The following is a 26,111-nucleotide window of genomic DNA, read 5'->3' on the forward strand; positions in this document are numbered from 1 at the left end:
TCAATTTCCGCTTGTGGGCGAGGCCTTGCGTGGCGCAATGACAGCTGTGTTCCGCTGGGTCTCGGGGCTGGAGGGAGCTTCCCAGTCCTCAAACGGGCTGGGCCGGGGCGCGTCGTCGCGCGGGGGGATGAAGTCTTCGGTGATGGGGTTGGCCTTGATGAGGCTTAGCAATTCCTGCCACTGACGGGCGCGTTCGTTGTCGTCCTTGGGCCTGAGGGTGATTTCCCCCGTGACCTCGTTCTTGGAAATCCACATTTCCTTGGCCTGCACACGAAACGCCTTTGGGAGGCGCACGGCTTGGCTGTTGCCGGTTGTGAAAACCTTGGCGATGGCGGTACTCATGGTCGACCTCCGTATATACGAAAACGGAGATATTTTAGGGTGCTGACAGACCTGCTGCAAGCCGAGGCACATTCGCCGGCTGCTGCCTGTTGAACGGGCACGGGCCGCCGAGCCAAGGCTGGCGCGGCATTTGCGACTTGTTCAGGCACTTGTCCACAGCCTTAACCACGACGACCTTGGATAAGTGCCTGCCTCGTTCGGTCGCTCGGCCAGTTCAGCTCAGCAAATCCAGATAGGCCCCTTGCACCAGCGATGTCGCCGCGATGCCCAACGCCGCCATGATCCGTTCCGCTTCCTCCACGCCGGACTCCGGCGCTTCGTCGTCGCGGAGCACGACCTCCAGCTCAACGAAATCACCCAAATCAAGCACCTGGTCCAGGTGCACCCGCGTGCGTCCGATCAGGTAGAGCGTGCGTTGCTTTTGCACCCGACCGATCTGGCCGTGCGCGAGTGTCAGGGCTTGCCGCAGCGTGTCGGGTTGCGCCGTTGGCGAACGGACGTAAGACGAGGTCTTGGGACCCGCCTCGTCCGCGCGGTGGTAGTGGATCAGCTCGCCCGTGCCATCGCCGAAGTCCCGCAGTTTCAGGCGGCCCGAGGCGCATCGGAAGAAGGTGTCGTCTTGCGCGATGTCGGTGGGACCGGAAGTGGCCAAGGGCGAGAGGCGAGCCAGAACTTGAGCGCGATCGTCCATCCGCGCCTTGATTTCGATGTTGCGTGCCATCGCTGGATGCTCCCACATCTTGCCGCTCCACTCGGTGCTTGCGCTAGGATGCCGACGGACCAGCGTTTCAATGTCTCATGTCCCTGTTGCCATCCCTTCGCTGTTTCAGCCACCTTGTGCTGGGCCTGATGCTCCCGGTTGTTGTGTTCGCCGCGGACACGCCGCCGGTACCGCTGAAACTCAACCCTGAGTTGTCCGATCCCGGGCGTCCCGCCCGCACGCGCAGCGAGCGCTACCGAGGATGGGTGATTGACGCTGTGCTGCACACCGCTCCCGACGGGTACAACGAAAGCAATCTGCCGGGCATCTTGGAAAAGTCCAAGGTCATGGGCGCGGTCGTGATGCCCACGCCCAATGACGGCTTGAGCAACCGGGGCAGTGCCCTCGCCAGCACCGAGCAAAAACTGCGTCTTGCAGGCCTGGCGCCGGACGAGGTCCGCATCCTGTGTGGGGGCGACTACCTGACCAATCTGTTGTCGGACGCTCAGGCCTTTGGCCGGGTGACCGACCTGTTGACGCAGCGGCTGCAAAGGCTTGCCCAAGACCTGGGCAACACTCCTTGTCTGGGTGTGGGTGAACTGGGCCTGATGCACTTCAACAAGTTGGGCGATCAGAACGTGACGTACATCCGTCCGGATTTTCCGCCCCTGCTCGAAGTCGTGGACCTGGTGGGGCAGCGCGGTGGCTGGATTCAGCTGCACGCTGAGCCGCGCGATCCTGCCGGTGATGTTTCGCACCATGCCGAGTTGGCGCAGGCCCTGGCTGTGTGGACGGCGCGCCAACCTCGTTTGCGCATCATGCTGTCGCACACGGGCATGACGTCCGCCGCTAACGCGCGCTTGATCCTGCAAAGCTATCCCCAGGTGACGATGTCGATCAAACTCACGTCGGCCAACGTTTCGACCTGGCGACACCTGGAACCGGTCTTGAACGCCAACGGTGAACTGTACGAGGACTGGGCTCAACTCATGGAGGAGATGCCCGAGCGTTTTGTGATTGGCAGTGACGCCAAGTTCGGGGGTGCGCTCAAGCACAGCGCCGGAAATGAGACGGCCTATCCTCAAATCATCAGCCGCTTCCACCGCATGCTCGGTAGCCTCGAACCTGCCGCCGCACGCAAAATTGCCCAAGGCAACGCGCGGCGCTTGTTCGGATTTCCGGAGCGCAAGTCGGCCGTGGAGGCGAACGAAGCCGAGGCCGAAACGGGCGCGGCGCGCTGACCTCAGCCCTCGGACCTCAAATCTGCACCTTCAGGCGTTCACCCAGGAAATCCAGCAAGGCTTTGAGTTTGGGTGCGACATGCCGCGTGCGCGGGTAAAGCGCCCAGGCGTCGCCGCTGTAGTGGGTCTGGAAGGTCCACTCCGGCAGCACGGGGACGATCTGGCCCTGCGCCAGCGCTTCTTGCGCCGTGAAGCGTGGCAGGCTGCCGATGCCCAGGTGCCGCAGCACGGCGTCCAGCCGCACGCCGGTGTGGTTGGCGGCGTAACGACCGTGCACGGGCACGATGATGTTTTGCTCGCCACGGCGGAACTTCCAGCGTGAATCACTGGGCTCCTCGCCCAGGTAGATGCAGTTGTGGGATTTCAGGTCTTGGGGCTGGGCGGGTGTGCCATGGCGCGCCAGGTACTCGGGCGTGGCGCAGACCATGTGCTCAATGCGCAGCAGGCGCCGACCCATCAGGCCCAGCGGGGGTCGGTCCGTGATGCGGATGGCCAGGTCGATCTGTTCGTCGTAGAGGTCCATGTAGCGGTCTTCCAGCCGCAGCAGCACGTCCACCTGGGGGTGGCGCGCCAGGAAGTCCGGCATGTGCGGGTGGACCAAGGCCCGACCAATGGCCTTGGGCACGCTGACGCGCAAGAGCCCTTGGGGCTCTTCCCCTTCGCGGCCCGAGGCTTCGAGCGCGGCCTGCGCGGCGTTCAGCATGTCGCGGCCATGTTCAAAGACATCTTGCGCGCTGTCGCTCAGTCGCAGCTTGCGGGTGCTGCGCTGAAGCAGACGCTGGCCCAGCGCTTTTTCCAGCCGGGCCACGGCACGACTGGCCGCGGAAGGCGTGACCGCCATCTGGCGGGCCGCTTCCGAGAAGCTGCCGGTCTCGACCACACGGACGAATACCGCCATCTCATTGAGCAGGTGCTGTGCCTGATTTGTGCTCATAGGGAATAAATGATTTGAGGCCGAGTTGGATTATCAATTCGAACGCCTGCTTCTAGACTGCCTGCATCCCTGTTTTTGCCGTGCAGCACCTGCCATGAGCCCCGACCCGACTTTTTCCTCTTACCTGGTTTACGCCCCTGAATTCTTGAGCCTGGCGCTGATCCACTTTCTGCTGGTGATGGCGCCGGGCGCCGACTTCGCCGTCGCCGTGCGCCAGAGCGTGCGCCACGGCCGTCGAGCGGGTATTTGCACGGCACTGGGTTTTGGTGCCGGCACCGCGCTCCACGTGGTCTACACCTTGCTCGGCGTGAGCGCCTTGATGCAGGCCACGCCCTGGCTGCTGGACATCGTGAAGTGGCTGGGTGCGGCTTATTTGCTTTACTTGGGCGTCGTGTTCTTGCGCAGCCAGCCCATGGCCGTGGACAAAGCACAAGCTGCCATGGACGCCGTGGTTCCCGGTGATGCGCACAGCCTGCGCGCTTCGTTCTGGACGGGTTTCGTGACCAATGCCACCAATCCCAAGGCCACGCTGTTTTTTCTGGCGATGTTCACGACCTTGGTCAGCCCAGCGACGCCACTGCCCGTCCAGGTGTTTTACGGGCTGTGGATGTGCGCGGTGATTGCGGCTTGGTTCAGCTTCGTGGCGATGGTCTTTACGAGCCCGGTGGTGCGCCAGCGCTTCGTTCGCAGCGGGCATTGGTTGGAGCGCGCCATGGGCCTGGTGCTCTTGGGCTTCGCGGCGCGCCTGCTGCTGGTCTGAGCGCGATCAACCGCAGGCTGCTCGTCTCAGCGTTTCCGGCCACGGGGCGCGGCGGTCTTGCGCGCCGTGCCAGCGCCGGTGTTGCGGGGCGATGCGGCCTTTTTGGCGCTTGCGCCGGAGCTGCGTGCTCGGGGGGCCGGCTTACGCGCCGCAAGCGCTGCCTGCAGGGCAAGCCTGGCCCACGGCGCCATGAGCGCCGGAGATTCGAGTGCCTCGGCGGGCGGTGTCCAGTAGCTCATGACCACGGTGGGCTTGCGCTCCGAGCCTGCGTAGACAAAGGGCTGGCCTCCCGCATCGGCGAATTGCTGCTGCGTGGTTTCGTTGGTCTTGAGGTAAAGCCGGCCGTCCGCGATGAGGGCGATGAAAAGTTCGTCCACGTACAGGCCTTGTCCTCCGAACATCCGCTTGGCACGCGCGTGGCCCAGCGGCGAGAACAGTTCAATGCAGTGTTCGGCGAGCGCTTCGTGGGCCATGGGTCGACAGGGCATGTGTGTGAAATTGGCCTGGAGCGCGCGCCCAGGGCCGGTGGGTGGGCATCGCGCGAGAATCACGCATCATGATCCAGCGCATCATTCTGATCGAGCCCGAGGCGCCCGCCAAGCCCGAGCTGGGCGCGCCCTGCAATGGCTGCGGCCTGTGTTGCCTGCATGCGCCTTGTCCGCTGGGTGTGCTGGTCTCGCGGCGGTGGCGCGGGGCCTGTGACGCATTGCGCTGGGACCCGGCGCAGCGGCGGTACCTGTGCGGCCTGCTCATGCCCGCGCACCCCAGTGGGCCGCGCTGGTGGCGCATCGTGAAAAAGTGGTGGCTTCGTCGCTGGATCGCCGCAGGTCAGGGCTGTGACGCCGACGTCGTCGCACAAAACATTCCTGACGGAAGGGATTGAGATCCAGGTTTGGCATATCACCCGATCGACGTTAAAACCAAGGGCTTTGAACACGGGGCAAGCCCGCAAACGCGCAAGGAGGTGCCGACATTGACCTGGATTGAAAACCTGCTGACTCCCGTTTCTTCTTCCTGGTGGGGGGTGCTGCTGGTGCTGCTGCTCGCAGTGACACTGAGCCTCTTGACCTTTTACGCGGGGCGCCGCCTCATCATGCGCGTGACGACCCCCGAGTCCATGCTGCGCCATGTGCTGATGTCCATTCTTGGGCCTGCCCGCTGGGCCGTGCCCGTGGCGGTGGGCCTGCTGGTCTTGCAGGCCGCGCCCGAGAGCCTGCCCTGGATGGACGGAGCGCGTCACCTCACGGGACTGTTGTTGATCGGCCTGTGCACCTCACTGACCATGCGCGCGCTCACCGGCTTCGCCAACGGCGTGCTGGCGCGCTATCCGGTGGACACGGTGGAGAACCTGGAGGCCCGGCGCGTTCACACCCAGGCACGGGTCTTGTCGCGTCTGGCTCAAGTCGTGGTGTTGCTGGCTGGCTTGGCCTTCATGTTGATGACGTTTCCCGGCGCGCGCCAGGTCGGTACCAGTCTGCTGGCGTCGGCCGGTGTGATGGGTTTGGTGGTGGGTATCGCGGCACGGCCGGTGTTCAGCAATTTGATTGCGGGATTGCAGATCGCACTGACTCAACCCATCCGCATCGATGACGTGCTGATCGTGCGAGGAGAGTGGGGCCGGGTTGAGGAGATCACCGGCACCTATGTCGTGTTCCGCGTCTGGGACGACCGGCGCTTGGTCATCCCCCTGCAATGGTTCATCGACAACCCGTTCGAGAACTGGACGCGTACCGGCACCGCTTTGCTGGGCACGGTCTTCCTATGGGTGGATTTCGCCCTGCCGCTAGCTCCGCTGCGCGCCGAGTTGGAGCGTGTGGTCAAGACCATCCCGGAATGGGACGGTCGACTGGCCCTGCTGCACGTGACCGACACCAACGACCGCGCGATGCAGGTGCGCGCGCTGGTGACCGCGCAGGACGCGGGGCGCATGTTTGAGTTGCGCTGCAAGGTGCGTGAGGCGTTGATCGATTTCATTCAGGGCCACTACCCCGGACGCCTGCCTCGGCTGCGGGTGGACGACCTGCGCTTGGACGAGAAGCAGCCTCTGGCGGCCTGAGCCGCCGCGTCGTGATCCACTGACACTGCGCACGAAGCACGGACTCCACGGGCCGGCGCCTGACTCGGCGCACATCTGCGCCACGAATCAATCGCTCAAGCCCGGACTCGCAACAGCGCCTGCGCCAGTTCCGTGAAGCCCGCGCCGCGTTCGCCCGCCGTCAGATAACGCGGCCGGTGCGTCAGCTCCGGTAGGAAACGCGCGATGTTGGCCACGCCCACGCTGTGCCGGAATTGCTGGAACATGAGCTGGTCGTTCGTGGAGTCGCCGATGTAGACCCACCGGTCGAGTTCCTTCTCGAGATCCCGCCCCAGCAGTTCGCGCACGATCCAGCGCGCGCCACTCCATTTGTCGTGGTTACCGATCCAGCCGTTGATGTGGATGCTGCTGACCGTGGCGTTCAAGCCCTCGGCCTGCATGAGCCGCACCGCATGGGCGATGGCGTCGGGCGGTAGCTGGGTGAATTCGCTGTGGTCGATGGCGATGTCGGTCTCGCGGCCAGGGCTGTCCTGGGCCAACATCGCGCCCGGGACCTCGCGCAGCACGCGTTGCGCGACCTCTTGCAGGCGCTCGTGGTTGCGGCGGCGCGTGGCCTCGTCCTGCTGGTAGATCTTGCGTGTCCCATCCTCCACCCATGCGGCGGAGCCGTTCTCCGCCACGATGGCCTGCACCGGCCAGCTGCGCGCGTGCGGCGCGCTCCACCCGATGGGGCGGCCCGTGACCGGGATGACCGCGATGCCGGCCTCGCGCAGCGCGTCGAGGGCCTGCCTTGCGTCCGGCGTGATGGCGCCTTCCGTGGTGAGGGTGTCGTCGATGTCGGTCAACACGCCGGTGATGCGGCGGCGCTCGTCGGTGGGCCAGGTGGGCAGGGCAAGCAGCGTGGGCAGGTCAGTCATGGGGATTCAGGGAGAATGCGCGGCAACATTATCCGGGGCCGCCCAGCGGCGAGTGAGCGCGATGGAAGCAATACACGGCGTGGCGCATGTGGTGCAGCACGAAGGACTGCGCCTGCATGCGTGGGAAAAGTTCACGGGCCAGGCCGAGGGCAAGCCCGTGCTCGTGCTGGCCCACGGCTCGGCGACGGGCGGTCAAGAAAGCTTCGATCTGCAGGTGCCGGGTCAACCCAGCTACAGCGCCATGGACTTTTTCGCGCGCCAGGGTTTCGACGTGTTCGCGCTCGACGTGCGCGGCTTCGGCCGCTCCACCAAACCCGACGCGTTCCTGACGACCGAGCAGGCTGCGAGCGATCTGGGGGCGGTGGTGGACCATGTTCGCGCACTGCGCGGCGTGGATCGGGTGCATGTGCTGGCCTGGTCCTGGGGCACGCAGTACGGCGGGCAATTCGTGATGGCTCACCCGAACAAAGTGGCCCGTTATGCCAGCTATGCCCAGATGCATGCCAACAGCCCGGACCTGGAGACGCGCCGCCCGCGCTTGGCGGTCTTCCAGCGCAGCCCCTACATCCGAATCACCGAGTCGGGCTGGAAGTTGCGTTTCCATTCGCTGACACCGGATGAGGTGAACGATCCGGCGGTGATGGAGGCATTCGCCCGCGCCGCCGTGGCAGCCGAGGAAAAATCGCCCACGGGTCCGCAGATCGACGTGCTCACCCGCCTGCCCTTGGTGGACGCCAGCCGCATCACCGTGCCCACGCTGATGGTGCACGGCGAATACGATGACGTGGCCGACACCCAGGGCCTGCTGCCTTTTTTCGCGGCCTTGCCCAATCCGGACAAGCAGTACGTGGTCATCCCCAAAGGTGGGCACATGCTGCATCTGCAGCAAGGCCATCGGCGGTTGCAGCGGGTCCTGGCGTCTTGGTTTTTGGGCGGTTGAAGTTCCAGGCACGTAATGTCCTGAGGCTCACATTCTCGACGTGGCAGCGCGCGCCGATCGCACCTCGCCAATGAAAAAGCCCCGGCGACTGCCGGGGCTTTGCGAGTGAGCCTGAATGCTCAGTTGAAGTTCACAGCGCGGTCCTTGCGGGCGGCGGTGTTGGTGTACGAGGCTTGTTGAGCGTACAGACCGGGGAACTGTTGGTTCAGCGTCGTGCTGTCTTCACCCACGGCCACGATGTCCCCGGTGCGCACAGCGTCGGCCAGCTCAGCTTGCACCTGCTCACGCGTCTTGCCTGCCTTGGCGGCTTGCTTCGGGTAGAGGTCAGGGAAGAGTTGATTCATCTTGCTGGAGGTGCCAACCACCATATCGCCGTTGCGCACCGCCGCGGTCAGTTCGGCTTGAGCTTGTTCGGCGGTCTTGCCGGCCTTGGCCGTTTGTTGCGGGTACAGGCCGGGGAACTGCTCGTTCAGGGTCAGGCTGTCTTCACCAACGGCCACGATCGTGCCACTGCGCACGGCCTGGGCCAGCTCGGCTTGGACTTGTTCCCGCGTCTTGGCGGTGTCAGCCAGGGCGGGGCCGGCGATCAGGGCGGCGGCGATGGCAACGAGGGAGAGGGAAGTGCTGCGGTTCATGATGGAAATCCTTTCAGTTTGCTTCAATGGGCAGTGGTCGGCAGGTCGGTCTGACCGAGCTCAAGGCCACATCGATGAGCGTTGTTGGTGAGCGCTGCGTCGATGGGATGAACTGTATGCTTGCTTAAACCGCAGATAAATCAGCAAAACCGAACTTCGGTATTTCCAAAACAAAAATAATCAGCCCTTGAAACCCGACCGGGCGAGACCATGCGTGGCCTCGCTCCGGGTGTCAGCGCAACCGGACCGGCGCCTTGCCATCGGCCTGCAGGGTCGCGGTGACGTGCAGGGTGACGGTGGTCGTGCCCCCTTCGGTCGGCAGAGGCATGCTCTCGCTGGCCATGTCAGCGCCCTTGGCCATGGCCAGGGCTCGCATCGGGCGCGGCATGGCCTGGGACTGGTCCAGCGCCAGGCTTTGGATGCGGTATTGCGCGAAACCGAAGGCGGCCGCCGTGGCGCGGGCCTTCTGCTCCACGCTTTGCGCCAATTCGGCGATCAGCTTGTCCCGCGCCTTGTCGTGGGCCGCGGACGAGAGAGAGAAGTCGACCGATTGGATGCGCATCTCGCGGCTGAGGTCGGAACTCAAGGCCCCCAGTTCAGCGAAGTTGCGCGATTGCAGCACGATGCTGCCGCTCACCGTCCAGCGCGGTGTCTTGCCCTTGGCGTCGTAGATGGGTTGCGTGGTCACGCCGCCCAGCCGGGCCTCGACGCCTGCGGTCTTCTGAGCCTGCGTCAGCGCTTCGTTCAGTCGAGCCAGCACACGCTGCGTGAGCGCCCGGGTGTCTTCGCCATCTTCGGATGTGCCGAGCGTGACGTGCATGCGGTCGTTGTCCACTTCCACCGAGGATTGCGCGTCCAGGGTGATCGTGGTCGCCGCTGCCGGGTTCGGCAAGAACAGCTGCGCGTGGGTCGGGCCGCAAAACAAGGCGATAGAGAGGGCTGCGGCAAGCGCGAAGCCCGTGGGCAGGACGCGGATTTTCATGGGGATTCCTCCTGGAATTGTGCGGATGAGTGAAGGGGGCTGGAACTCGCGGCCCCAGCGCGATGCGAGTGCGTTCAATGCGGCCCGCATCATGGCATCGCTTCGTGACGCTGTCAGTGCTGTTCCAAGGCCAATCCCGCGTGCTCGCGCAGCGGGTGGAAGTGAATCTTGGGGAAGCGCTCCTGAGCCAGTCGCACGTCGTAAGGCGAAGTGCAGAGGTAGGCCAGGGTATCGGCCGCGTCGCGCGCCAAGCGCTGCGGGTAGGCGTCGCAGAAGGCCTTCAGCTCAGCGGGCGTGTCGGCCGTGATCCAGCGCGCGCCGGTGTATTGGCAGCCTTCCAGGCGCACGTCGGCGTCGTACTCGCTCTTCAAGCGGTGCTGCACGACTTCGAACTGCAGCTGCCCCACGGCGCCCAGCAGCATGTTGCCGCCCATCTCGGGTTTGAAGACCTGGATGGCACCCTCCTCGCCGAGCTGGGCCAGGCCTTGCTGCAGCTGCTTGGTGCGCAACGGGTTTTTCAACACCACCGTCATGAACAGTTCGGGTGCGAAGAAGGGCAGGCCGGTGTACTGCAGGGCCACGCTGCCGTCGGTGATGGTGTCGCCCAGCTGCACGCCGCCGTGGGTGGTGAAGCCCACGATGTCGCCCGCGTAGGCTTCTTCCACGGCCTCGCGGCGCTGGCTCATGAAGGTGACCACGCTGGTCGGGCGCAGTTCCTTGGCCGTGCGCTGCACTTTGAGCTTCATGCCTGGTTGGTACTTGCCCGAGGCTACGCGCACGAAGGCGATGCGATCGCGGTGGTTGGCATCCATGTTCGCCTGGACCTTGAAGACCACGCCTGAAAAAGCCGGGTCGTCCGGCAGCACTTCCTTGTTCACGGTCTCCTTGTTGACCACCAGGGAGCTGGTGCGGGACTTGGGCCAAGGCGCCAGGTCCACCAGCGCGTCCAGCACTTCCATCACACCGAAATTGTTCACGCCAGAGCCGAAGAACACCGGCGTTTGCTTGCCAGCCAGGAAGGCCTCGCGGTCGAAGGCGGGTGAGGCGCCCGTGGCCAGTTCCATGCTGTCTTGGGCGGCGTCGAATTCGCTGCCGAAGCGCGCCTGTAACGCGGCGCGGTCGCTGACGGGGATGGACTCGAAATCCTGCGGGCGACGCTCGCTGCCTGACTCGAACACCGTCATCGCCTGCGTGCGCAGGTTGATGATGCCGCCGAAGCTCTTGCCCTGGCCCACGGGCCAGGTCATCGGCACGCAGGGCATGCCGAGTTCGCGTTCGACTTCGTCCAGAATGTCCAGCGGGTCGCGCACTTCGCGGTCCATCTTGTTGACGAAGGTGATGATGGGGGTGTCGCGTTGCCGGCAGACTTCAATCAAACGCCGGGTCTGCGCTTCCACGCCGTTGGCCGCGTCAATGACCATCAGCGCCGAGTCCACGGCGGTCAGCACGCGGTAGGTGTCTTCCGAGAAGTCCTTGTGGCCAGGGGTATCGAGCAGGTTGATGACATGCTCGCGGTATTGCATTTGCATCACCGAGCTGGCCACCGAGATCCCGCGCTGCTTTTCGATTTCCATCCAGTCGGAGGTCGCATGGCGGCTGGCCTTGCGCGCCTTCACTGAGCCCGCGATCTGGATCGCGCCCGAGAACAGCAGCAGCTTTTCCGTCAGCGTGGTCTTGCCGGCGTCCGGGTGGGAAATGATGGCGAAGGTGCGGCGGCGCCGGACTTCCTCGGCGATGTGGGGGGCGTGGGACACGGGGTGGTTCCGGAAAAAGGAAAAGCAAGCCCTCTACTCCAGAACAGAAGCGGCTTGCTGGAGCGCGGATTTTATTCGGCGCGCCGATGCTCAGTTTTCCAGGGGAGGATGTTGCGCGTTGGCATGCAGGGCCGCGATCACGTCGCGCACGGTCTTGCGGGCTTCAGCGGGCAGTGCCTGGTAGCGCTTGAGCATCTCCCGGTCCTGCATGGACAGCTCGCCCCAAGGCGAGGCGGGTTCGCGCACGGCGCGCGTGCCACCGCTGTCGAGGCCAAAGCGCAGCTCGTCAGGACTCACTTGCAGCCAGTCGGCCAAGGCACGCAGCTTGTCTTGCATCGGAATGGACACACCCAGCAGCCAGTTGCGCGCCGTGTGCGGCGTGATGCTGCGGCCCCAGTACCTCAGATTGAACTCATTGGCCACGACCGTGGGCGAAACCTTGACTCCGGCAGCGGCGAGGGCTTGTCGCAGGCGTGAGGCAAAAGCTTGGGCTTCGCTGGTGTGTGGAGTAGTGACCATGCCGCGAAAGGTAGGAGCAAGGCCGCACAGAAAATGAATTTTTAATCACAAAAATTGTGAGAGTTGATCAATAATTCATGTCAAGCCAATTGAGGCGATTCTGAGGTGCTGTTCTGGAGGGAATATGGCGATGGGCGAACCATGTCAGAGTCTGGGAGCGCCAAGTGGGAGTCAGTGGCATGCGCAACTGTCTGCCATGAGGGAGTTGGAAGACCGGGAAGTACGGCGCCTACGCGAGACCCTGCCTGCGCGGTTGCCACGCTGGCACCCCCGTTTGCGGGTCCGGCAGGCCGTGGCCGGGGCGATCCGGGAGGCCGGTGATCGGCTGCTGGGCGATTTTTACGCCATGCTGCGCTGTCGAGTGGACCTGGATGGCCTGATGCCGCACCCAGCCCGCCGGCACCTGCATGGCTTGGTCTGGCGCTGGCTTGGGCGGGTGACGCGAGCGGAACAGCCTTGGTTTGATGCCCACTCGAGCGATCTTTTACGCCGCATCGGTGAACTTTGTGGGCGACACCGAGTCCCCTTGGACACGGTGTCCGTGGGCATTTCCCAGTTTGGTCATGGGCTCACGATGCAACTCGCCGACGCAACTTTGAAGCGCGCAGACATGCTGGCGGCCGGGCATTACATAGGCAGCCTGACCCAGCTTGCCCAGGAACGGCTCACAACGGCGGCTTTTCGGTGGAGCGAGGGCCGGCCGTTTCCTCGCAATGCTGGTTGATCCGACTGGCGTCGTTTCGTGTGCGCGTTACAATCCGCTTCGTTCGAGGAGCGTTGCAGCCCTTGTGCCTGTCCAGCAGGCCTAGCGGCGAGGCTCGAACCCCAGGGCGGCAGGCCCTGCCTTCCAACTGCGCTCACCCACCGGTCGTCGTGAGGTGAGGTCTTCCCCGCGCACGTCGACTCCGGTGGTGTTCAACCGCTACAGCTTTGGAGTTCACCATGAGTGCCGTCCTCAAACCTTCCCAAGACTACGTCGTCGCCGACATTTCCTTGGCCGATTTCGGCCGCAAGGAAATCAAGATCGCCGAGACCGAAATGCCCGCGCTGATGGCGATCCGCGAGGAGTACGCCAAGAGCCAACCGCTCAAGGGCGCGCGCATCACCGGCTCGCTGCACATGACCATCCAGACGGCCGTGCTGGTCGAAACGCTGCAAGCGCTCGGGGCCCAAGTGCGCTGGGCCTCGTGCAATATCTTCTCCACTCAGGATCACGCCGCCGCCGCGCTGGTGGCCACCGGAACGCCGGTGTTCGCTTACAAGGGCGAAACGCTGAAGGATTACTGGGACTACACCCACCGCATTTTCGACTTCGGTCCCAAGGGTGACGCCAACGAAGGCCCGAACATGATCCTGGACGACGGCGGCGACGCGACGCTGCTGATGCACCTGGGTCAAAAGGCCGAGAAAGATCCGTCCGTGATCGCCAACCCGGGCAGCGAAGAAGAGCGTGAGCTGTTCGCGGCCATCAAGGCCAAGCTGGCCCTGGACCCGACCTGGTACACCCGCAAGAGCGCCAAGATCATCGGCGTGACCGAGGAAACGACGACGGGCGTGCATCGCCTGAAGGAAATGTCGGCCAAGGGCACGCTGAAGTTCCGCGCCATCAACGTCAACGACAGCGTGACCAAGAGCAAGTTTGACAACCTCTATGGTTGCCGTGAATCGCTGGTGGACGGCATCAAGCGCGCGACCGACGTCATGATCGCCGGCAAGATCGCCGTCGTGGCCGGGTACGGCGACGTGGGCAAGGGCAGCGCCCAAGCCCTGCGCGCCCTGAGCGCCCAAGTGTGGGTCACCGAGATCGACCCTATCAACGCCTTGCAAGCGGCGATGGAAGGCTATCGCGTGGTGACCATGGACTGGGCGGCCGACAAGGCCGACATCTTCGTCACCACCACCGGCAACAAGGACGTGATCACGCACGACCACATGAAGGCGATGAAGCACAACGCCATCGTTTGCAACATCGGTCACTTCGACAACGAAATCCAGGTTGCCTCGCTTGAGCAATACCAGTGGGAAGAGATCAAGCCCCAGGTGGACCACGTGATCTTCCCGGACGGCAAGCGCATCATCCTGCTGGCCAAGGGGCGTCTGGTGAACCTGGGTTGCGCCACGGGCCACCCGAGCTACGTGATGAGCTCGTCCTTCGCGAATCAGACCATTGCCCAGATCGAGCTGTTCACGCACAGCGATTTCTACGAGAACGGCAAGGTCTATGTGCTGCCCAAGCACCTGGACGAGAAGGTTGCGCGCCTGCAGCTCAAGACGCTGAACGCTCAGCTGACCGAGCTGACGGACGAGCAGGCCGCCTACATTGGCGTGCCCAAGCAAGGCCCGTACAAGCCGGATACCTACCGCTATTGAACGGCGGTTATCGCGCCGGCGCGTTGCGTCGTTGCAGCCCGAAGAAAATCCTCGCGTACAGCCAGTGCGCTGCGGTGTTCTTTGGTGGCCTGCGCGCTGCATCGCATTCCGTTCGCCACGCCACCACATCACCCATGCGCGCTGATCAACTGCTGGTCGACCGCGGTCTGGCCGTGTCGCGCGCGCAGGCGCAGCGGCTGATCGCGGCAGGTGTCGAATGGCAGTCGTCGGTCGGCGAGTGGAAGCGCGTGGCCAAGAATGGCGACGAACTGCCCCTGTTGGCTGAGTTGCGCTTGCTCGATGACTCGGAGGCCCGCTACGTTTCTCGCGGAGGGCTCAAACTCGAGGGAGCGCTCCAGCGGGCAAGTCTCAAGGTCGCTGGCTGGGTTTGCCTTGACGTGGGTCAGTCCACCGGCGGCTTTACCGATTGCCTCTTGCAGGCTGGCGCGGTGCGGGTGGTGGGGTTGGATGTGGGGCAGGCGCAACTGCACCCGCGCTTGCGCGAGGACGCGCGGGTCGTCTGCATTGAAAGTTTGAATGCGCGCGACCCGGCCGCCGTGATGGCCGCGCTCGAGGACCTGGTGCCGGACGGCGGCTTTGATCTGCTCGTTGGCGACTTGTCTTTCATATCGCAGACCCTGGTGCTCCCGGCCCTCGTTCCTTGGCTCAAGAGCGGCGGGCATCTGCTGACGCTGGTCAAACCCCAGTTCGAGCTGCAACCGGGGCAGGTGGGCAAAGGCGGCGTGGTGCGAGACCCCAGCATGTACCCCTTGGTGGAGCAACGCCTGCGAGATGCCTGCAAGTCCCTGGAACTGCAGGTGCGTGACTGGTTCGACTCCCCCATCGCCGGGGGCGATGGCAACCGCGAATTTTTCATCCACGCGATCAAATCACCGTGAGGCTCGCATGAGCGAACAACAAGCACCGCAATCATTGCCCTTGAGCATTGAGTTCTTTCCGCCCAAGACCCCCGAGGGCGTCGTGAAACTGCGCGCCGTGCGTCAGCAACTCTATGCGCTGCAGCCCGAATTCTGTTCAGTCACTTATGGCGCAGGCGGGTCCACCCAGGAAGGCACATTCGCCGCCGTGAAAGAGATCCTGGCCGAGGGCCTGGACGCCGCGTCGCACATTTCCTGCATTGGTGCGACTCAATCGACCATGCGTGAGAACCTGACCACCTTGAAAGGCATGGGGGTCAAGCGCCTGGTCACGTTGCGTGGTGATTTGCCCAGCGGCTATGGCGCTGGGGGTGAGTTCCACTACGCCAGTGATTTGGTGGCGTTCATTCGTGCTGAGACGGGTGATTATTTCCATCTCGAAGTTGCGGCCTACCCGGAGGTGCATCCGCAGGCCCGGTCCCCCGAGGCCGACCTGCAAGCTTTCGCAGCCAAAGTGAAGGCTGGCGCGGATTCGGCCATCACCCAGTATTTCTACAACGCCGACGCCTATTTCCGTTTCGTCGAAGACGCCGACGCGCTGGGGGTGACCGTGCCCATCGTGCCGGGCATCATGCCCATCACCAGCTCCACCCAGCTCATGCGCTTCAGTGACGCCTGCGGCGCGGAGATCCCGCGGTGGGTGCGTTTGCGCTTGCAGGCTTATGGCGATGACACGGCCAGCATCAAGGCGTTTGGTCTGGATGTGGTGACGGCCTTGTGCGAACAGTTGCGCGCCGGTGGTGCGCCCGCCTTGCATTTCTACAGCATGAACCAGAGCGCGGCCACGTTGGAGATCAGCCAGCGGCTGGGTCTGATCTAAGCCTGCAGCGTGTCTGGCACCTGGCCGGCCGGCGGTGCATTGCCCCGGACTCGGGGGCAGTCTCAGTGCGTTGTGCTTTCCAGCGTGTAAGCCGCGTTGCGGTCCTGCCCTAGCAATTCGACGAGCTGTGGCAAGGTCGATTTCAAGGCGTCTTGCAGGGTGTGCGGCGGATTGACGATGAACATGCCACTGGCGGGCAAGCCGGTGGCGTCCTTGCCCGACTTCACCGTCAGCGTGGCATGCAGCCAGGGCCTACCGGCCTGGTTGGTCAGGGTCCGCAGGCGTCTCGGCAGTTCGTGGGCCTCCGGGCGTGGAATGATGGGATGCCAAATGGCGTAACAGCCCGTGGCGAAGCGCTTCAATCCCTCGGCGAGCAGGCTGGCAACGCGTGCGTAGTCGGTTTTGATCTCATAGCTCGGGTCGCACAGCAGAAGGGCACGGCGCGACGGCGGGGGCAGAAATTGGGTCACGCAACCGAATCCGTCTTCCCTCAGTACCGCGATCTGCCGCTCAGCCTCCAGTTGGGCGATGTTGGCTGCGAGTGCCTTGCTGTCGGTCGGATGCAGTTCGAAAAGCTTGAGACGGTCTTGCTGGCGCAGCAGGCGTTGCAGAACGAAGGGTGAGCCCGGGTAGACCTTGGGGGTGCTGGATTGGGAATAGGCCGCGCCCGGATTGAACTCGTTGACCAGCTCCACGTAATCTCGCACGATCTCGGGGAGTGTGTGAGCGTGCACTTCGATTAACTTTGCGATGCCGTCGGCTGCTTCGCCACTGGTTTGCGCGTAGTCGCCGTCCAGGCGGTACAGGCCAGCGCCAGCGTGGGTGTCGATGACGGTGAGTGCAGTGTCTTTTTGCGTCAAATAACGCGCGATCGCGATCAAGATGCTGTGCTTGAGGACGTCGGCATGGTTGCCGGCATGGAAGGCGTGTCGGTAGCTGAACATGGCCGCCCGATGTTAACTGCCCGGCGAGCCTGGAATTTGTATAATGGCAGGCTTCGCAGCGCTTTTGTGGTCCCGCGGCGAAGGCTGTCGATGCAGTACTTGCGCACTCCCCCGAGGGGTAATCTTGGCGCATCGACTCGGACATTACCACCTAAGAGGCTCCCTCAAGAGGAGCACCGACCGTGGAAAAGGGCCCGCCAAACCATCCTCCAAGAGAGAAAACTCATGACTACGTTCAGCGCCAAGCCCGCTGACGTGAAGCACGAGTGGTTTGTGATTGACGCCACCGATAAGGTGCTCGGACGTGTCGCCAGCGAAGTGGCACTCCGTCTGCGCGGCAAGCACAAGGCCATTTACACGCCTCACGTCGATACCGGTGATTTCATTGTTGTCATCAACGCTGCAAAGCTGAAGGTGACCGGCACGAAGTCGCTCGACAAGATCTATTACCGTCACTCGGGCTACCCGGGTGGCATCACCGCCACCAACTTCCGTGATTCGCAAGCCAAGCATCCCGGCCGCGCACTCGAGAAGGCTGTCAAGGGCATGCTGCCCAAGGGCCCGCTGGGCTACGCCATGATCAAGAAGCTCAAGGTCTATGGCGGCGCAGAGCATCCGCACAGCGCGCAGCAACCCAAGCCGCTGGCCATCTGAAGGAGTCCGAAATGATTGGTGAATGGAACAATGGCACGGGCCGTCGCAAGTCCAGCGTCGCGCGCGTGTTCCTGAAGAAGGGCTCCGGCAAGATCACGGTCAATGGCAAGGACATCGCCGAGTACTTCGGCCGTGAAACCTCCATCATGATCGCGAAGCAGCCTCTGGTGCTGACCAACCATGTCGAGACTTTCGACATCCAGGTCAATGTGCACGGCGGTGGCGAATCGGGCCAAGCTGGCGCGACGCGTCACGGCATCACCCGTGCGCTGATTGACTATGACGCGGCGCTCAAGCCCGCCTTGTCGCAAGCCGGTTTCGTGACGCGCGATGCGCGCGAAGTCGAGCGCAAGAAGGTCGGTCTGCACTCCGCGCGTCGTCGCAAGCAGTTCAGCAAGCGCTAATGCGAGTCGTGTCCTGCCTATGCCCCTATCCCTATGTGGCAGTGGCGTGGGTGGGAGCATGATGAGAGCAGTTGTCAGAGCTGTATGTCTATGGATGATCTCGTCTCCAAGGTGGATGTCGGGGTCGCTCATGCGTCTGTCATGAGCCTGACAATCTGTTGCAATCTAAAGGCCGCCTGGGCTTTAATCCGGCGGCCTTTTTCTTTGCGCGGCTGCTAGACTTTTCCCCCTATGCGAATGCGTCTGCTACTTCGGCGTCTGACGGTGAGCGCACCGCGCATGTCCGTGCGCAGCTCCTTGCCTTGGCCATTGCGTTGGGTCATTGCCGCCGTGACTTTTGGCTTTTGTGCTGCCATTGGCCTGTGGGCTTTCGAATTCGGTCGCGACATTGCGGGTATCGAAGGTGGCAGCGCGGGTTATGTGGAGAAACTGGAGCAGCAGCTTTCCGAGCTGCGCAGTCAGGCGCGCTCCATGAAGGACGAGCGTGACGAGGCGCTGGCCAAGGCGAACACAGCTTCCACCTTGATGGCTGCCGAGCAGGCTGCTCAGGAGCGTCTGACCGAACTCAACAGGCAACTGGAGGCAGATAATCAGCGCTTGCGCGATGATTTGGGCTTCTTCGAGCGTCTGATCCCAACGGAGGGTGGGTCTGAGGCCCTTGCGATCCGCGGACTGCAGGCTGTCGTTCAGCAAGACGGGCAGGGCCAGCAAGTCAAGTGGCAGGTTCTGGTGATTCAGCCTCAGAAGAACGCGCGTGAGTTCAGCGGACAGTTGGAAGTTCAGTTCATCGGCGTACAGTCGGGGCGGCCGTGGTCGGCCCCCTTGCCGCAAGGCGCGCAACCCATCCGTTTGCGTCAATATGCGCGCGCCGAGGGAACCTTCCAATTGCCTCCAGACACCGAGATCAGGAGCATCAGCGCCAAGGTCATGCAGGGCGACGCGGTGCGCGCGGAGCAGTCAGTCAAGTTGTAATCTGAATTCGCAAGGATGTGACCGCGCGTTGCGCGTTTCACGCCGAATTTCTGAGTAGAAAGTTGTTCCCATGTTCAGCAAGCAAAAACCCCCGGCCATTCGCAGTTTGATTGCCGACGGCAATCACATCGAAGGCCATGTGCACTTTCGCGATGGCCTGCGCGTGGACGGCACCATCGTTGGTAACGTGCGTGCCCGCGAGGAAGACAGCAGCATCCTGGTGATCTCTGAAACCGCGTCCATTCTTGGAGAGGTGCACGCTGATCACGTGATCGTCAATGGCACGATCAAAGGCCCGGTCTATGCCCGTCAGATGCTGGAGCTGCAGCCCAAGGCGCGCATTGAAGGTGATGTGTTCTACACCGCCCTGGAAATGCACCAAGGCGCGATCATCGCTGGCTTGCTGCGTCCCACGCCCTCGATGCTGGAAGACAAGCCGGCCCTCAAGCTGGCTGCAACCGGCAACTGAGCGACAGAGATCTGAACCGCCGGTTGCTGCTGAACGCGGGCCACGCGCCCAGCGTCGGAAGGCTTCGCCAGCGGTGTGGGTTTGTATTCGGGACGCCGCCTAGGGTGACCATTGGGTGTACCATCGCAGCCCTGTTATTGAACAACTTCCTGCCTGAAGGAGTTTTCCATGAGCGCCGTTGCCGAATCCGTCCAAACCGATGTCGTGAGCGAGATGCCCGCGCCGATCCTCTTCACTGACAGCGCGGCTGCCAAAGTAGCTGACCTGATCGCTGAGGAAGGTAATCCGGATTTGAAGCTTCGCGTGTTCGTGCAGGGCGGCGGTTGTTCCGGCTTCCAGTACGGCTTCACCTTCGACGAAGTGGCCAACGAAGACGACACCACCATGACGAAGAATGGTGTCTCCCTGTTGATCGATGCGATGAGCTATCAGTACTTGGTGGGCGCTGAGATCGATTACAAGGAAGACCTGCAGGGTGCGCAGTTCGTGATCAAGAATCCGAACGCCACCACCACCTGCGGTTGCGGATCGAGCTTCTCTGCGTGAGTACTTTCCGCCTCTGACACGCAAAGCCACCTCCGGGTGGCTTTTTGCATTGGCACGATGGGGTTCCCGTCGCCTCTTCCCGTTTGCTAGTTGCTGCCCCATGAACACCGTTGCTCCCGCTGCTGCGCCCACGGAAGCTGAGTTGCGCTCCCTGCTGTGGCTGGTGGCGGTGGGTTTCTTCATGCAGACCCTGGACGCCACCATCGTCAATACCGCGCTCCCTGCGATGGCACGCAGCTTGGGCGAAAGCCCTTTGCGCATGCAGTCCGTGGTCGTGGCTTATTCGCTGACCATGGCGATGCTGATCCCCGCCTCAGGTTGGCTGGCGGATCGCTTTGGATTGCGCCCGGTATTCATGAGCGCCATCGTGCTCTTTTCCGCTGGATCGCTGCTGTGCGCAATGGCCGGCAACCTGAGCCTGCTGGTGGCCGCGCGCGTACTCCAAGGCCTGGGTGGAGCACTGCTGCTGCCAGTGGGGCGGCTTGCGGTGCTCAAGACCTTCCCGCGTGAGCGTTTTCTTCAAGCCATGAGTTTCGTGGCCATCCCTGGGCTCATTGGCCCACTGATTGGCCCCACGTTGGGGGGCTGGATCGTGGAGGTGGCGACATGGCACTGGATTTTCTTGATCAATCTGCCCGTGGGTCTGCTCGGCGGTCTCGCGACCTTGCGCTACATGCCCGTGCAGCGCAACGTCGCATTGGCGCGCTTTGATCTGACCGGTTACCTCCTCCTGGCCTTCGGGATGGTGAGCCTATCCCTCGCGCTGGATGGTCTCTCAGGCTTGGGGCTGCGCCAAGCCGGTGTGTTGGTCCTGATGATCTTTGGCTTGGCCAGTCTGACGGCTTATTGGATGCACGCATTGCGCCATCCCAATCCGCTGTTTTCGCCCCATCTGTTCGGCGTGGCCTCCTTGCGCATAGGCTTGTTGGGCAATTTGTTCTCGCGCCTGGGTAGCGCTTGCATGCCGTTGATGATCCCGCTGCTGATGCAGGTCACGATGGGCTACTCGCCCTTGCAGGCGGGGTTGATGATGTTGCCCGTCACCCTCGCGAGCATGGGCATGAAGCGCCCGGGCACTTGGCTGCTGACGCGTTTCGGTTACCGCCGTGTGCTCGTCCTCAACACGCTGCTGGTGGGTTTGGCAACCGCGAGTTTCGCGCTGACCACCCTCGACCAACCCGTGGGGTTGCGCGTCGTGCAACTCATGGTCTTTGGTGCGGTCAACTCCATCCAGTTCACTGCCATGAACACACTCACCCTCAAGGACCTGGGCCCCACGATGGCCAGCAGCGGCAACAGTCTGCTGTCGATGGTGCAGATGTTGGCCATGGGCATGGGCGTGGCCGCAGCGGGCGCCGTGCTGGCGGCCTTCACGGGCTATTTCGGTCCAGTGGAAGCGGCGGCTGCCCTGCCGGCTTTTCGCGGCACCTTCGTCTGCATGGGGCTCATGACCATCGCATCAGCGGCGATCTTCTGGCAACTGTCGGATTTTGAAGCACCCGCCGCTCGGTCTAGGCACGAACCGGCCGAGATGGAGTAAGGGGCGCGCGGAGTTTGCCTCGACATCAAGGCCGGCTTCCCGAAAGCGCTCGCGTCAAACCGGGTAAATGGCTCCCAGCACCCGCGCATGCCGCGCACCGGTGACGCGCGTGATGTTGCCGGTTTCACCGGCCAAGCATTGACGCGCCAGCCAAGCGAAAGCCGCGGCTTCCACCTGCAGCGGTGGCAGGCCTGCAGTCTCCGTGCTGGTCACCGCCATCCCAGGGAGTTGGCCGCGCAGACGCCGCATGAGGTCATCGTTCAACGCGCCGCCGCCGCAGACGTACAAGGTCTGGCAGGTGGGCGCATGGCGCAGCAGGTCCGCCGCGCAAGTGCGTGCCGTCAACTCGCTCAGGGTCGCTTGCACATCCGCAGGCGCGATCCGCGGATGGCGAGCCAAGCGCGACTGCAGCCAATCGCGATGAAACAGATCTCGTCCCGTGCTTTTTGGAGGGGCGAGTCGGAAAAAAGGTTCGTCCAGCAGATCCCGCAACAAGGCGTCATGGACGTGTCCACTGGCGGCCCAGCGCCCTCCCGCGTCATAAGGTTGGTCTTGATGCAACTGGCACCACGCATCGAGCAAGGCGTTGCCCGGCCCGCAATCGAACCCTCCCACCGAGTCCGCTTGCAGCAAGCTGAGGTTGCTCATGCCGCCGATGTTGAGCACCGCCACCGATTCATGGGAACCCGCCGCAGGGCCAAAAACCGCGTGATGGAACGCTGGCACCAGCGGCGCGCCCTGACCACCCGCGGCAACGTCACGGCTGCGGAAGTCCGCCACCACGGTGATGCCCGTCAGTTCGACCAGCAGGGCTGGATTGTTGAGCTGCAGCGTGTAGCCCGTGCCACCGGCACCTTCGTGCTGGGGGCCAGGTTGATGGCGCACGGTTTGGCCATGCGCGCCAATCGCCCGGACCGCATCTCGGTCCACGCCCGAGCGCATCAACACATCTTCCACCACGGCCGCGTAGACGCGAACCAAGCCGTTCGCAGCCAATGCAGCGCGATGCAGTTCATCCCTGCCTTCGGGTGTGTTGAGCGCAAGCAGCTCGGCGGCCAGTGTCTCGGGCAGCGGGCGCGCTGCGTGGTGCAAGACGCGAACCGCGTTCTTGCCCGGTTGGGTCGTGATCTCGGCCAGCACGCCGTCCACGCCGTCGAGCGAGGTGCCTGACATCAGGCCGATGAACAGAGAAGTCATGAGTACAAATGACAGCGGGGGTCAACGCGAGGCCAGCAGCTGGGCAGCCCCCAACTGCTGCCGGGCCTGTAGTGCAACTTGGTCAAAGGCGGGGCGGTTCGCCGCGGACACTGGTGGCGCCGCTTCGCTGCGGCGCACGATCAGCAGTGGGTTCTGATGTCGGCCATTGATGCGAAACTCGTAGTGCAGGTGCGGGCCCGTGGCCCAACCGGTGGCGCCACTGGCCGCGAGCGTCTGGCCTTGCGCGATGCGTTGGCCGTGTCGTACCAGGATGCGGCTGAGGTGGGCGTACAAGGTCTGGTGCCCGTTGCGGTGCCGCAAGATCACCACCTTGCCGTAGCCGCCCTGCTCGCCCGCGAATTCCACCACGCCGTCACCCACGGCCCGCACCGGCGTGCCGATAGGCGCCGCGTAGTCCACGCCCAGGTGCGCGCGCCAGGTTTTGAGGATGGGATGAAAGCGCATCCGAAAACCACTGGTCACGCGAGAGAAGGCCAACGGTGACGCCAGGTAAGCGCGCTTGAGACTTTGGCCGTCCAGGGCGTAGTAACCGCTGCGACCCGTGGTCTGGGTCGGTTGCCCTGGGATCAGTGGTTCTGGTTGATCAGCATTCGGTTCGGTGAACCACACCGCCTGGTAGGCCTTGCCTGCATTGATGAACTCTGCGCTCAGCACCCGGCCCGCGCGCAGAGGTTCACCGTCGCCTTCCAACATTTCATAGACCACGGCGTAGCGGTCGCCCTCGCGCAGGTCACTGTGGAAATCGATGTCGGCGGAGAAGATTTCCGCCAGCTGCACGGCCACGGCGTCTGGAATCCCCGCCTGGTCCGTGGAGGCAAAGAGTGAGCTATCGATCACACCGCTGGCCATGCGCAGCGACGCGGTGAGCATGGCCTTTTCCAGGCGGGAACTGAAGCCGTCAACCGTGCGCTCAATGATCAGGCGCTCGAAGCTGCCATCGTCGCTGGGACTCCAGCGTGCGGTGAGTTTGAGCAAGGTGTTGCGTTCGCTCGCCTCCACACTCAGCAGTCGGCCCGTGCGCCCCAGCAGGTGGCGGTGCGTGAGCATGTCCCGTTTCAGAAAGGCGGCGGCTTGCGTATCGTGGATGCCCAGCCGGTGCAGCAATCCTTCAGCCGTGTCCTGGGCCCGGGACAATTCGGAGCGGTAGACGCTGAAGCGGAACCCTTCGCCCCGCGGCGACGTGCTCACCGTCGACATGCCGAGGGGCGCTGGCGTGGGCGCGGTGAAAGGCGAGACGAAGGGCAGTGCCTGCACTTCGGCGGTGACTTGCTGCACGGGCAGCCGCGCTGGATCGGGCGCCAAGGACACCACCACCGCCGCCACCGCGTAAGCCCCAGCGCCCAGACCGAGCGTGGCCAGGGTCACCCCGAGCACGAGCGGCGCCCAGCGCCGCTGAGAGCCTCTGGTCCAAAGGCGCCAGGTTAGCCGCACGCGGGCACGCAGGGAGCGGGGCAGGCGTTGAAGCAAGGAGCGCAGGGCGGACATGAGGGATGCAGTGATGGGAAGGGTGCGATGGGATGGGGGGCGGCAATACCGGTCGCACAAGCGCCTGAAGGAGTTAGCAAAGGGCGGGCCCGATCGCTCGGTCTGGCCCCGGGGCAGGTGCGGCCGCTGGGCTCAGGCGCGAGCTCGCGGCACGTAAAATCGGCTGCCTTTGGCGCTCTGACCTCTTACCATCAGCGGACTCGCCAAGGCGCGCTCCGATCTGGTGCGCGACGAGTATATCGGCCCCTTTGGACCGGGCTGTAGAAAAATCCCTATGAACACATCCTCTCCCGTTGCTCCCTTTCCCGTCACCGACCGCGTGCGCGAGGCTTTGGCCGTGACCCGGCGCGGCTGCGAGGAATTGATTCCCGAGGACGACTGGATCAAGAAGCTGGCCCGCTCCGAGGCCACCCAAACGCCCCTGCGCATCAAGCTGGGCCTGGACCCCACCGCGCCTGATATCCACCTGGGCCACACCGTGGTGCTGAACAAGCTGCGGCAGTTGCAGGACCTCGGGCACCAGGTCATCTTCCTGATCGGTGACTTCACCAGCCTGATCGGTGACCCTTCGGGCCGCAACAGCACCCGCCCGCCGCTCACGTCGGAGCAGATCAAGGCCAACGCCGAGACCTACTACAAGCAAGCCAGCCTGGTGCTGGACCCGCAGCGCACGGAGATCCGCTACAACAGCGAATGGTGCCTGCCGCTGGGCAGCATGGGCATGATCCAGCTCGCCGCCAAGTACACCGTGGCGCGCATGATGGAGCGCGACGACTTCACCAAGCGCTACCAGGCCGGCACGCCGATCAGCGTGCATGAATTCCTCTACCCACTGATGCAGGGCTACGACTCGGTCGCGCTCAGGTCCGACCTCGAACTCGGCGGCACCGACCAGAAGTTCAACCTGCTCATGGGTCGCCACCTGCAGCAGGAACATGGCCAGGAGCCGCAGTGCATCCTGACCATGCCCCTGCTCGTGGGGCTGGACGGCGTGGACAAGATGTCCAAGAGCAAGCACAACTACATCGGCATCAGCGAGGACGCCAACACCATGTACGCCAAGGTGCTGTCCATCAGCGACGCGCTGATGTGGGATTGGTACACCTTGTTGTCCTTCAAGTCCCTGGCTGAAATCGCGGCGCTGAAGCAAGAGGTCGAAGCCGGCCGCAATCCCAAGGACGCCAAGGTGATGCTGGCCAAGGAGATCACCACGCGTTTCCACGGCGCCCAGGCGGCCGAGGCCGCGGAGCAGGATTTCATCAACCGCAGCAAGGGCGGCATTCCCGACGAGATCGAGGAGCAAACCCTGGCCTTGGAAGGCGGGGTGCCCTTGGGCATCGCCGCCCTGCTCAAGCAGGCAGGCCTGGTGGCCTCGTCCGGCGAAGGCAATCGTCTGATTGACGGCGGTGGCGTGCGCGTGGATGGCCAAGCTGTTAGCGACAAGGGCCTCAAGCTGGGCGCTGGCGTCTACGTGCTGCAGGTGGGCAAGCGCAAATTCAAGAAGGTCACGCTGACTGCGTGATGCAAGGTTGGTGGCATGCACATCGGGGGTGATCGTTGATGCATGCCTCGCCCGCCCCCACCCCTGGATCACGGTTCATATAATCGCGCCCCCATGGAACGCATGCGTCGACTGACCTCACTGGCTCGCTGGACAGCGGTCTGGGTGACGCTGTCCGTTGTTCTGTCGGTCGTGACGCCGCTGCTCAAGCCTGCGGGGCTGAACATGGTCTGCACTGCGACCGGCGGCATGAGCCTGGTCGATGATGACGGTGAGAACGGTTCCACCGTCTCTCATTGCCCCATGTGCTGTCAGGCCGCAGCGCCTGCGCCAAGCTGGGCCGTGCTGCCCGCGCCCATCGCGTCCCTGGCCTACGCCCTCACGCCGGCGCGGGCGGCGGTGCTGGCGTACTTGACCGCACCACCGCTGCCGTCGCGCGGGCCACCGCTGATTTCCTGAAAACCCGCGTCCCTTCCCGGACGCCTTCTTGC

The 26,111-nt window shown here is 63.7% G+C and carries 29 protein-coding genes and 1 riboswitch; of the genes, 17 read left to right on the forward strand and 12 right to left on the reverse strand.

Annotation, left to right across the window (positions count from 1 at the left end):
• A complete protein-coding gene (locus tag ACLBKS_RS00295) occupies positions 1-342 on the reverse strand; it encodes an antitoxin (RefSeq protein ID WP_410190802.1) in 342 nt (113 codons plus the stop codon).
• A 214-nt stretch (positions 343-556) separates the two neighbouring features.
• Complete coding sequence (locus ACLBKS_RS00300; RefSeq protein ID WP_410190803.1) at positions 557-1,063, reverse strand: class IV adenylate cyclase; 507 nt, start codon at positions 1,061-1,063, stop codon at positions 557-559.
• A 77-nt stretch (positions 1,064-1,140) separates the two neighbouring features.
• Between ACLBKS_RS00300 and ACLBKS_RS00305 the strand changes: the two genes are divergently transcribed.
• On the forward strand, positions 1,141-2,283 hold the full coding sequence (locus tag ACLBKS_RS00305) for a hypothetical protein (RefSeq protein WP_410190804.1): 1,143 nt from the start codon (positions 1,141-1,143) through the stop codon (positions 2,281-2,283).
• A 16-nt stretch (positions 2,284-2,299) separates the two neighbouring features.
• On the opposite strand, the gene ACLBKS_RS00310 is transcribed toward ACLBKS_RS00305, so the two are convergent.
• Positions 2,300-3,217, reverse strand: a complete 918-nt coding sequence (locus tag ACLBKS_RS00310; RefSeq protein WP_410190805.1) for a LysR family transcriptional regulator — start codon at positions 3,215-3,217, stop codon at positions 2,300-2,302.
• Between the two features lie 94 nt (positions 3,218-3,311).
• On the opposite strand from ACLBKS_RS00310, the gene ACLBKS_RS00315 reads away from it, so the two are divergent.
• Positions 3,312-3,977, forward strand: a complete 666-nt coding sequence (locus ACLBKS_RS00315) for a LysE family translocator (RefSeq protein WP_410190806.1) — start codon at positions 3,312-3,314, stop codon at positions 3,975-3,977.
• Between the two features lie 26 nt (positions 3,978-4,003).
• On the opposite strand, the gene ACLBKS_RS00320 is transcribed toward ACLBKS_RS00315, so the two are convergent.
• Complete coding sequence (locus ACLBKS_RS00320) at positions 4,004-4,465, reverse strand: TfoX/Sxy family protein (RefSeq protein WP_410190807.1); 462 nt, start codon at positions 4,463-4,465, stop codon at positions 4,004-4,006.
• Positions 4,466-4,533: 68 nt separating this feature from the next.
• On the opposite strand from ACLBKS_RS00320, the gene ACLBKS_RS00325 reads away from it, so the two are divergent.
• A complete protein-coding gene (locus ACLBKS_RS00325) occupies positions 4,534-4,860 on the forward strand; it encodes a hypothetical protein (protein WP_410190808.1) in 327 nt (108 codons plus the stop codon).
• A gap of 90 nt (positions 4,861-4,950) precedes the next feature.
• Complete coding sequence (locus ACLBKS_RS00330; RefSeq protein WP_410190809.1) at positions 4,951-6,033, forward strand: mechanosensitive ion channel family protein; 1,083 nt, start codon at positions 4,951-4,953, stop codon at positions 6,031-6,033.
• A gap of 95 nt (positions 6,034-6,128) precedes the next feature.
• Here ACLBKS_RS00330 and ACLBKS_RS00335 read toward each other — a convergent pair whose 3' ends face one another.
• Entirely contained in the window at positions 6,129-6,929 is an 801-nt protein-coding gene (locus tag ACLBKS_RS00335; RefSeq protein WP_410190810.1) for an HAD-IIB family hydrolase, read from the reverse strand.
• Between the two features lie 61 nt (positions 6,930-6,990).
• Between ACLBKS_RS00335 and ACLBKS_RS00340 the strand changes: the two genes are divergently transcribed.
• Positions 6,991-7,869, forward strand: a complete 879-nt coding sequence (locus tag ACLBKS_RS00340) for an alpha/beta fold hydrolase (protein ID WP_410190811.1) — start codon at positions 6,991-6,993, stop codon at positions 7,867-7,869.
• A 119-nt stretch (positions 7,870-7,988) separates the two neighbouring features.
• Here the strand turns inward: ACLBKS_RS00340 and ACLBKS_RS00345 are convergent, their stop codons facing one another.
• The 4 genes from ACLBKS_RS00345 to ACLBKS_RS00360 all read right to left on the reverse strand — a co-directional run bounded on the left by ACLBKS_RS00345 (position 7,989) and on the right by ACLBKS_RS00360 (position 11,759).
• A complete protein-coding gene (locus ACLBKS_RS00345; protein ID WP_410190812.1) occupies positions 7,989-8,504 on the reverse strand; it encodes a DUF4148 domain-containing protein in 516 nt (171 codons plus the stop codon).
• Between the two features lie 232 nt (positions 8,505-8,736).
• Positions 8,737-9,486, reverse strand: a complete 750-nt coding sequence (locus ACLBKS_RS00350) for an SIMPL domain-containing protein (protein ID WP_410190813.1) — start codon at positions 9,484-9,486, stop codon at positions 8,737-8,739.
• 113 nt (positions 9,487-9,599) lie between these two features.
• Positions 9,600-11,240: a peptide chain release factor 3 gene (locus ACLBKS_RS00355; RefSeq protein WP_410190814.1), complete on the reverse strand. Its 1,641-nt coding sequence runs from the start codon at positions 11,238-11,240 to the stop codon at positions 9,600-9,602.
• Positions 11,241-11,330: 90 nt separating this feature from the next.
• Positions 11,331-11,759: a hypothetical protein gene (locus ACLBKS_RS00360; protein WP_410190815.1), complete on the reverse strand. Its 429-nt coding sequence runs from the start codon at positions 11,757-11,759 to the stop codon at positions 11,331-11,333.
• 196 nt (positions 11,760-11,955) lie between these two features.
• On the opposite strand from ACLBKS_RS00360, the gene ACLBKS_RS00365 reads away from it, so the two are divergent.
• The 4 genes from ACLBKS_RS00365 to metF all read left to right on the forward strand — a co-directional run bounded on the left by ACLBKS_RS00365 (position 11,956) and on the right by metF (position 15,887).
• Positions 11,956-12,483 (forward strand): hypothetical protein, encoded by a 528-nt coding sequence (locus tag ACLBKS_RS00365; protein ID WP_410190816.1) that lies wholly within the window; start codon positions 11,956-11,958, stop codon positions 12,481-12,483.
• A gap of 39 nt (positions 12,484-12,522) precedes the next feature.
• A riboswitch (S-adenosyl-L-homocysteine riboswitch) is annotated at positions 12,523-12,625 on the forward strand.
• A 76-nt stretch (positions 12,626-12,701) separates the two neighbouring features.
• Positions 12,702-14,129, forward strand: a complete 1,428-nt coding sequence (ahcY, locus tag ACLBKS_RS00370) for an adenosylhomocysteinase (protein ID WP_410190817.1) — start codon at positions 12,702-12,704, stop codon at positions 14,127-14,129.
• Between the two features lie 134 nt (positions 14,130-14,263).
• The gene (locus ACLBKS_RS00375) at positions 14,264-15,028 is read left to right on the forward strand and encodes a TlyA family RNA methyltransferase (protein WP_410190818.1); all 765 of its coding nucleotides are present in this window, start codon (positions 14,264-14,266) and stop codon (positions 15,026-15,028) included.
• A 7-nt stretch (positions 15,029-15,035) separates the two neighbouring features.
• Entirely contained in the window at positions 15,036-15,887 is an 852-nt protein-coding gene (gene metF / locus ACLBKS_RS00380) for a methylenetetrahydrofolate reductase [NAD(P)H] (RefSeq protein WP_410190819.1), read from the forward strand.
• A gap of 62 nt (positions 15,888-15,949) precedes the next feature.
• On the opposite strand, the gene ACLBKS_RS00385 is transcribed toward metF, so the two are convergent.
• Complete coding sequence (locus ACLBKS_RS00385) at positions 15,950-16,831, reverse strand: 23S rRNA (adenine(2030)-N(6))-methyltransferase RlmJ (protein WP_410190820.1); 882 nt, start codon at positions 16,829-16,831, stop codon at positions 15,950-15,952.
• 225 nt (positions 16,832-17,056) lie between these two features.
• Between ACLBKS_RS00385 and rplM the strand changes: the two genes are divergently transcribed.
• From rplM to mdtD, 6 genes are all read left to right on the forward strand, one after another.
• Positions 17,057-17,485 (forward strand): 50S ribosomal protein L13, encoded by a 429-nt coding sequence (gene rplM / locus ACLBKS_RS00390; RefSeq protein ID WP_410190821.1) that lies wholly within the window; start codon positions 17,057-17,059, stop codon positions 17,483-17,485.
• Positions 17,486-17,496: 11 nt separating this feature from the next.
• Positions 17,497-17,889, forward strand: a complete 393-nt coding sequence (rpsI, locus tag ACLBKS_RS00395; protein WP_006298093.1) for a 30S ribosomal protein S9 — start codon at positions 17,497-17,499, stop codon at positions 17,887-17,889.
• Between the two features lie 237 nt (positions 17,890-18,126).
• On the forward strand, positions 18,127-18,861 hold the full coding sequence (locus ACLBKS_RS00400) for a DUF6776 family protein (protein ID WP_410190822.1): 735 nt from the start codon (positions 18,127-18,129) through the stop codon (positions 18,859-18,861).
• Between the two features lie 70 nt (positions 18,862-18,931).
• Positions 18,932-19,330, forward strand: coding sequence for a polymer-forming cytoskeletal protein (locus tag ACLBKS_RS00405; protein WP_006298095.1), 399 nt, complete (start codon positions 18,932-18,934; stop codon positions 19,328-19,330).
• Positions 19,331-19,498: 168 nt separating this feature from the next.
• Positions 19,499-19,876: an iron-sulfur cluster insertion protein ErpA gene (erpA, locus tag ACLBKS_RS00410; protein WP_410190823.1), complete on the forward strand. Its 378-nt coding sequence runs from the start codon at positions 19,499-19,501 to the stop codon at positions 19,874-19,876.
• Between the two features lie 100 nt (positions 19,877-19,976).
• Complete coding sequence (gene mdtD / locus ACLBKS_RS00415) at positions 19,977-21,416, forward strand: multidrug transporter subunit MdtD (protein WP_410190824.1); 1,440 nt, start codon at positions 19,977-19,979, stop codon at positions 21,414-21,416.
• 54 nt (positions 21,417-21,470) lie between these two features.
• On the opposite strand, the gene ACLBKS_RS00420 is transcribed toward mdtD, so the two are convergent.
• Positions 21,471-22,613 carry an anhydro-N-acetylmuramic acid kinase gene (locus ACLBKS_RS00420; RefSeq protein WP_410190825.1) on the reverse strand — a complete coding sequence of 381 codons (1,143 nt, stop codon included), beginning with the start codon at positions 22,611-22,613 and terminating at the stop codon, positions 21,471-21,473.
• A 21-nt stretch (positions 22,614-22,634) separates the two neighbouring features.
• Positions 22,635-24,119, reverse strand: coding sequence for a M23 family metallopeptidase (locus ACLBKS_RS00425; protein ID WP_410190826.1), 1,485 nt, complete (start codon positions 24,117-24,119; stop codon positions 22,635-22,637).
• 274 nt (positions 24,120-24,393) lie between these two features.
• Between ACLBKS_RS00425 and tyrS the strand changes: the two genes are divergently transcribed.
• Both tyrS and ACLBKS_RS00435 read left to right on the forward strand, forming a co-directional pair.
• Positions 24,394-25,641, forward strand: a complete 1,248-nt coding sequence (tyrS, locus tag ACLBKS_RS00430) for a tyrosine--tRNA ligase (RefSeq protein WP_410190827.1) — start codon at positions 24,394-24,396, stop codon at positions 25,639-25,641.
• Positions 25,642-25,734: 93 nt separating this feature from the next.
• The gene (locus tag ACLBKS_RS00435; RefSeq protein ID WP_410190828.1) at positions 25,735-26,079 is read left to right on the forward strand and encodes a DUF2946 family protein; all 345 of its coding nucleotides are present in this window, start codon (positions 25,735-25,737) and stop codon (positions 26,077-26,079) included.
• The last annotated feature ends 32 nt before the right edge of the window (positions 26,080-26,111 follow it).

The organism is Hylemonella sp. W303a (genome assembly GCF_046452315.1).
Taxonomy (GTDB): Bacteria; Pseudomonadota; Gammaproteobacteria; order Burkholderiales; family Burkholderiaceae_C; genus Hylemonella.